This window comes from Actinomadura darangshiensis, assembly GCF_004349235.1.
Taxonomy (GTDB): domain Bacteria; phylum Actinomycetota; class Actinomycetes; order Streptosporangiales; family Streptosporangiaceae; genus Spirillospora; species Spirillospora darangshiensis.
Genome location: NZ_SMKY01000426.1, coordinates 1 through 5,974 on the forward strand (window position 1 = coordinate 1; position 5,974 = coordinate 5,974).

A 5,974-nucleotide genomic window follows, 5' to 3' on the forward strand; every position below is an offset into this window, starting at 1 on the left:
CAACAGGCCGCGCCACCCGGCGGCCACCCGGCGAAGCCGGCCGATTCCGCGGCCCGGCCGCCGCGCGGCGACGCACCGTCGAAGGCCAGGCCCGAACCCCGGCCGAGAACCGAAGCCACATCGCACCGGCGGCCCTTCTGGAAGCAGATCGGCACCCACCCGTGGGCCGAATACGTCGGCCCCTAAATCTCACCTATGACAAGGTCGCCGAGTTCGGCAGGCACGCCGGGAATGACGAAAGGCCGTTCCCGGACGTGCTTGCCGGACAGGGCGTACGCGGCCGGCCCCACGCACGTCGCGGACGCGGTTCCAGGCCCGGCGAGCGGGCGCCGGGCCTACCAAGATCGTTGAAGGGCCCGCCGACCGGCACCCGCGGAGGTACCGTTCGGACGTGGACAATGACGACAGGCCCTCGATCGCGGACATTCCGGACGACGTGCCGACGTCCGCCCGGGCCTACGGGTGGCTGCTCGGCGGCAAGGACAACTACGAGATCGACCGGCAGTTCATCCGGGGGCAGCTGGAGCACCATCCCGCCGGGCTGGACATCACCCGGCAGAACCGCCTGTTCCTGTACCGCGCCGTCCGCTACCTGGCCGCCGAGGCCGGGATCCGCCAGTTCATCGACATGGGCTGCGGGCTGCCGACCGACGCGAACGTCCACCAGGTCGCCCGCGAGTTCGTGCCGGACGCGCGCGTGGTGTACGTCGACATCGACCCGATCGTCCTCGCGCACGGGCGGGCGCTGCTGGCCGGCGACGCCTCGACCACGGTCATCCAGGCGGACATGCGCGAGCAGGACGGCATCCTCGCGGACCCGGACGTCGAGCGGCTGATCGACTTCTCCGAGCCGGTCGCGACGCTGTTCCTGTCCGTCGGCCACCACCTGCCCGACGCCGACGACCCCCGCCGCGTGCTGCACACGATCATGGACCGGGCCGCGCCGGGCAGCCACCTCACCTTCTCCCAGGTCGCCTGCGACGACCCGGTGAAGAGCGCGGAGATGACCGCGCAGGTCACCGGCGCCGGAATCCCGTGGCAGACGCGGACCCCCACCGAGATCGACGCGCTGCTGTCCGGGTTCGACCCGGTCGAGCCGGGCCTGTGCAACCTGGTCGACTGGCGTCCGCTGGACGTGCAGCCGCCGCTCGCCCCCGTCCCGGAGGAGCTGGCGAAGTACGAGGGCGCGTCCAAGCTGGACCGCACTATCTACGAGTACGGCGGCGTCGTCCGCAAGCGGTAGCACCCCTGACGTCACAGGCCGCCGTCCCGGAGCCGGGACGGCGGCCTGTGACGTATGCCCGGAATTCGGATGGATCATGTTATGTTGCATTGAAAACCGTTTTCATTGTCAGGAGTACTCATGATCTCTGCCCGGCGTGCCCGCCTGATCGGGACGGGCGCCGTCCTCGCCGCCTCGGCGCTCGGCCTGAGCGCCTGCGGGTCGTCCTCCGGCGCCGCCGAACCGGACCAGGTCTCCGTGGTGGCCTCGACGAACGTGTACGGGGACATCGCGCGGCAGATCGGCGGCGGCAAGGTGAAGGTGACGTCGTTCATCAGCGACCCGGCGCAGGACCCGCACTCCTTCGAGGCGGGGACGCGCAACCGGCTCGTCCTGGCGAAGGCCGCCGTGGTCATCGAGAACGGCGGCGGCTACGACGACTTCGTGGACACGCTGCTGAAGGGCGCGAAGTCCAAGGCCGCCGTCCTCAACGCCGTCGAGATCTCCGGGAAGACCGCGCAGGCGGGCGAGGAACTGAACGAGCACGTCTGGTACGACCTCCCGTCCGTCGCGCGACTGGCCGACCGGATCTCCGCAGCGCTGGCCAAGGCCGACCCCGGCGACGCCGGAACCTTCACGGCGAACGCCGCCGCCTTCAAGGCGAAGCTCACGACCCTGGAAGGGAAGGCGGCCGCCGTCAAGGCCGCGCACTCGGGGGCCCACGTCGCGATCACCGAACCCGTCCCCGGCTACCTGCTGGAGGCGGCCGGCCTGGAGAACCGGACGCCGGAGGAGTTCAGCGAGGCGATCGAGGAGGGGGACGACGTCCCGCCGAGGGCGCTGCGGGACACGCTGGCGCTGCTCACGGGCGAGAAGGTGAAGGCGCTCGTCTACAACGCGCAGACGAGCGGACCGCAGACCGAGCAGGTGGAGGAGGGCGCCAAGAGCAACGGCGTGCCCGTCGTGCCGGTCACCGAGACCCTCCCCGAAGGCCAGGACTACATCACCTGGATGGACGGCACCATCGCCGCACTGCAGAAGGCGCTGTCGTGATCGCACTGCACGACGCGGCCCTGTCGTACGGCGAGCGGACGCTGTGGCGCGGTCTCACCCTCCACGTGGCGGCGGGCGAGTTCCTCGTCGTCCTCGGATCGAACGGGTCGGGGAAGACGAGCCTGCTCAAGGTCCTGCTCGGGCTTCAGCGGCTGTCCGCCGGGACCGTCACGGTGAACGGGCGGCGGCCGCGGAGGGGAAGTGACCTGGTCGGCTACGTCCCGCAGCACAAGTCCGTCCCGCCGCACACGCCCCTGCGGGCCCGTGACCTGGTCCGGATGGGCATCGACGGCCACCGCTGGGGTCCGTGGCGCCCGCAAGGCGAGACGCGCCGCCGCGTGGAGGACGTCCTCGGCGACGTAGGCGCCGCCCAGTTCGCGGACGTTCCCGTAGAACTGCTGTCAGGAGGCGAACTGCAACGGGTCCGCATAGCGCAGGCCCTCGCGACCGACCCGCGCATCCTGCTGTGCGACGAACCCCTCGCCTCCCTGGACGCCGAACACCAGCAGACCGTGACCGAACTGATCGCCCGCAGGCGCCGGACCCACAACACGGCCATCGTCTTCGTCACCCACGAGACCGCCAACGTCCTCCCCCACGCCGACCGTGTCCTCGACCTGGCCGCCCCGCACGATTCGGCGGCACTCCCCGCATGAACTTGCATGAGATATGGGGCGAGATCTTCAACTTCGCGGACTACGGGGCCCTGCTCTCACTGGTCCGCAACTCGCTCATCGCGGGGGCGGTGCTGGGGCTCGTCGGCGGGCTCGCCGGGACGTTCGTCATCATGCGCGACCTGCCGTTCGCCGTGCACGGCATCAGCGAGCTGTCGTTCGCGGGGGCGGCGGCCGCGCTGCTGCTCGGGACGAGCGTGGCCGGCGGGTCGATCGCGGGCGCGCTGGTCGCGGCCGGGCTGATCGGGGTGCTCGGCGCGAAGGCCCGCGACCGTGGCTCCGTCATCGGCGTGCTGATGCCGTTCGGGCTCGGGCTCGGCGTGCTGTTCCTGGCGCTGTACAAGGGACGGGCGGCCAACAAGTTCGGCATCCTGACCGGCCAGATCGTCGCCGTCGACACGCCCCGGCTGTCCTGGCTGCTCGCGACGTCGGCGGTGGTCCTGGTGTGCCTCGCGGTCATGTGGCGCCCGCTGTCGTTCGCCAGCCTGGACCCGGACGTGGCGGCGGCGCGGGGCGTCCCGGTGCGGGCGCTGTCGGCCGTGTTCATGCTGGTGCTCGGCCTGGCGGTGGCCGTGTCCGTGCAGATCGTGGGCGCGCTGCTGGTGCTCGCGCTGATCTGCACACCCGCCGCCGCGGCGGTCCGGGTCACCGCGTCGCCGGTGCTGATGCCGCTGCTGAGCGCGAGCCTGGCGACGGTGTCGGTGGTGGGCGGGATCCTGCTGTCGATCGGCTCCAGCATCCCGATCAGCCCGTACGTCACCACGATCTCGTTCCTGCTGTACGGGGTGTGCCGCGCGGCGGGCGCGGTCCGGACGCGGCGCGGCTGGACGGCGCGGCGGCCCGACACCGTCCCCACATGATCTCTTGGTGCCCGCCCGGCGTTGCGGGCCGGCCGGGCACCGCCGCGCGGGCGGCGTTCCGGATATGCCGGACCCGTGTTCGCCAGGACGTTGCCATTCGCTTACCCGGCGGTGGGCATCGCCGCAGGCAGCGCGGGAATCAACTGGGCTCTTGCGACTTTCGGGGCGATTGGGAGGGGACGCGATGTGGGATTTCGCGGGCCGCGACACCGCTATCGACCTGGGCAGTGCCACGGTGCGGATGCACTTGAAGGACCGGGGCGTCGTGTGCCGCGAGCCGTCACTGCTCGCCCGGTGCAGGCAGACGGGCCACATACTGGCCTTGGGCGTCCCCGCGCAGGAGATGGCCGGACGCAACCCCGACGTCACCCTCGTCCGGCCGATCCGCGAGGGCGCGCCGACGGAGACCGACGAGGCTGAGTACCTGATGCGGTACCTGGTCCGCCGGCACCACAGGCGGCATTACACCGCGCGGCCGCGGCTGGTGGTCACGGTCCCGAGCGGGATGACGTCCGTCCACTACCGGGCGCTGCAGTTCTCCGCCTACCAGGCGGGCGCGCGGCGCCTCACGCTCGTGCCGACGCCGATCGCCGCCGCGATCGGGATGGGCATGACCTCCTCCGCGCGGTCGGAGGTCGCGGTGATCGCCGACATCGGCGCGGACCTGACCGACGTCGGCGTCATCGCGTTCGGCGGCCTCGTCACCTCGCACACCGAGACCATCGGCGGGTCGGCGCTGGACCGCGCCATCATCGCGATGGTCCGGCGCGAGCACGGCGTCGCGCTGTCGCGGTCCGCCGCGGAGGCGGCGAAGCTGGAGGTCGGCGCGGTGCCGCCGCTCGGCCGGCGCCCGGTGCGGCAGACCGTCGTCAACGGGCGCGACATCGCGACGGGGATGCCGCGCGGCATCGTCCTCACCACGGTGGACGTCGGACGCGCGATCGCGCACCCGGTGGGGCGGATCGTCGACGGGATCCGCGCCGGCCTGGCCGGCTGCTCGCCCGAGATCTCCGGCGACCTGCTGAACGTCGGCATCACCCTCACCGGCGGCTGCGCCCGGCTGCCCGGCCTGGACCGCCTGATCCGCGACCGGACCGGCCTGACCGCGCGGCTCGGCGACGAGAGCGGCGACGCGGCCGTCCTCGGCGCCGGCGAGGTCCTGCGCTCCGCCGGCTCGCAGGAGCCGCCGGCCCGCGACAGCTCGCCGCGCCCGCACCTGCTGACGACCGTCCCGGAGTACTGACGGGACCGGTTCGGTGACCGCTCGGGCGTTTCGGCCACGGGAGCCGCGGGGGCGCGCCACGATGGGCGCATGGCGTTCGAAGGGATGCCCGGACACGACGTGATCAACGTCGTCAGGGAGCTGGAGCCCGTCGCGGCCGTCCGCGACCAGGAGGCGGCCGAGCGGCGGCGCGCCTTCCCGGGGCTCGTGGGCACGGGGCCGCCGGAGTTCGGCGGCGCCGAGCAGGCGGGCGGCGTCTGGCGGATCCTGCGGCTCGGCGCGCTGGAGCCCTGCGAGGCCCGCGCCGACCTGGGCGTCCATCTCCGCGAGGCCGCCGCGGGGCACGACGCCGGGGTGCGGGACGAGATGCTGCGGCTGGCCGGGCTGCTCGCCCCGGAGGAGGGCGAACCGGCCGTCGTGAACGAATGCGCCGCGGGGCCGCGCCGGTACCGGATCGTGCGCGTCCTCGGCTTCGCCCGGTTCGGCGACGACGGGCCCGAACCCGCCCGCGTCACCGACGGCGAGTACGGGCCGCTGCGCGCGTTCCGCATCGACCCCGCCGCTCCCGTCGGGCCGGCGGACGCGGCGCTGCGGCAGGAGCTGCTGGGCCTGGAGTCCGCCGCGGGCACGGCGTACCCGGGGGTGGTGCTGCTGCCACCGGAGTTCGACGTCCTGGAGGACAACGACGTCCACTGGCGTCCGATCGCCCGCGGGAACGGCCCGCGGGACGCCCGCGCCGCCCTCGCCTACTACTTCCGCGTGCTGCTGCCGAAGGCGACGCCGGACGGGTGCGCGCCGCCGAGCCCGGGCGAGCTGGCCGAGTACGCCCGCGCCGCCGACCGGGTCGAGGCGGGCGACGGCGTCGAGTTCGTGGCGTGCGGGCGGCGGTTCCGGATCGCCCACGTCGTCCGGATGATCCGCGTGGGTCCGGACGGCCCCGAGC

6 protein-coding genes are annotated in these 5,974 nt (G+C 73.1%); all 6 read left to right on the plus strand.

From position 1 onward, the window contains the following. Positions 1–391: 391 nt before the first annotated feature. The gene (locus tag E1293_RS43515; protein WP_132205460.1) at positions 392–1,243 is read left to right on the plus strand and encodes an SAM-dependent methyltransferase; all 852 of its coding nucleotides are present in this window, start codon (positions 392–394) and stop codon (positions 1,241–1,243) included. A 120-nt stretch (positions 1,244–1,363) separates the two neighbouring features. Then, the gene (locus tag E1293_RS43520; RefSeq protein ID WP_132205462.1) at positions 1,364–2,275 is read left to right on the plus strand and encodes a metal ABC transporter substrate-binding protein; all 912 of its coding nucleotides are present in this window, start codon (positions 1,364–1,366) and stop codon (positions 2,273–2,275) included. Further along, on the plus strand, positions 2,272–2,931 hold the full coding sequence (locus E1293_RS43525; RefSeq protein WP_132205464.1) for a metal ABC transporter ATP-binding protein: 660 nt from the start codon (positions 2,272–2,274) through the stop codon (positions 2,929–2,931). Before E1293_RS43520 ends, E1293_RS43525 begins: the two co-directional genes overlap by 4 nt. Further along, the gene (locus tag E1293_RS43530; protein ID WP_132205466.1) at positions 2,928–3,809 is read left to right on the plus strand and encodes a metal ABC transporter permease; all 882 of its coding nucleotides are present in this window, start codon (positions 2,928–2,930) and stop codon (positions 3,807–3,809) included. The genes E1293_RS43525 and E1293_RS43530 overlap by 4 nt, the downstream gene beginning before the upstream one ends. A 184-nt stretch (positions 3,810–3,993) precedes the next feature. Next, entirely contained in the window at positions 3,994–5,052 is a 1,059-nt protein-coding gene (locus tag E1293_RS43535) for a rod shape-determining protein (RefSeq protein ID WP_165978679.1), read from the plus strand. 69 nt (positions 5,053–5,121) lie between these two features. Further along, a partial coding sequence (locus E1293_RS43540; RefSeq protein WP_132205470.1) for a DUF5954 family protein occupies positions 5,122–5,974 on the plus strand: 853 nt, incomplete at its 3' end.

Coding starts and splice junctions, on each gene's coding strand:
- E1293_RS43535 (WP_165978679.1), top strand. CDS start 3,994: ATGTGGGATTTCGCGGGCCGCGACACCGCTATCGACCTGGGCAGTGCC.
- E1293_RS43520 (WP_132205462.1), top strand. CDS start 1,364: ATGATCTCTGCCCGGCGTGCCCGCCTGATCGGGACGGGCGCCGTCCTC.
- E1293_RS43530 (WP_132205466.1), top strand. CDS start 2,928: ATGAACTTGCATGAGATATGGGGCGAGATCTTCAACTTCGCGGACTAC.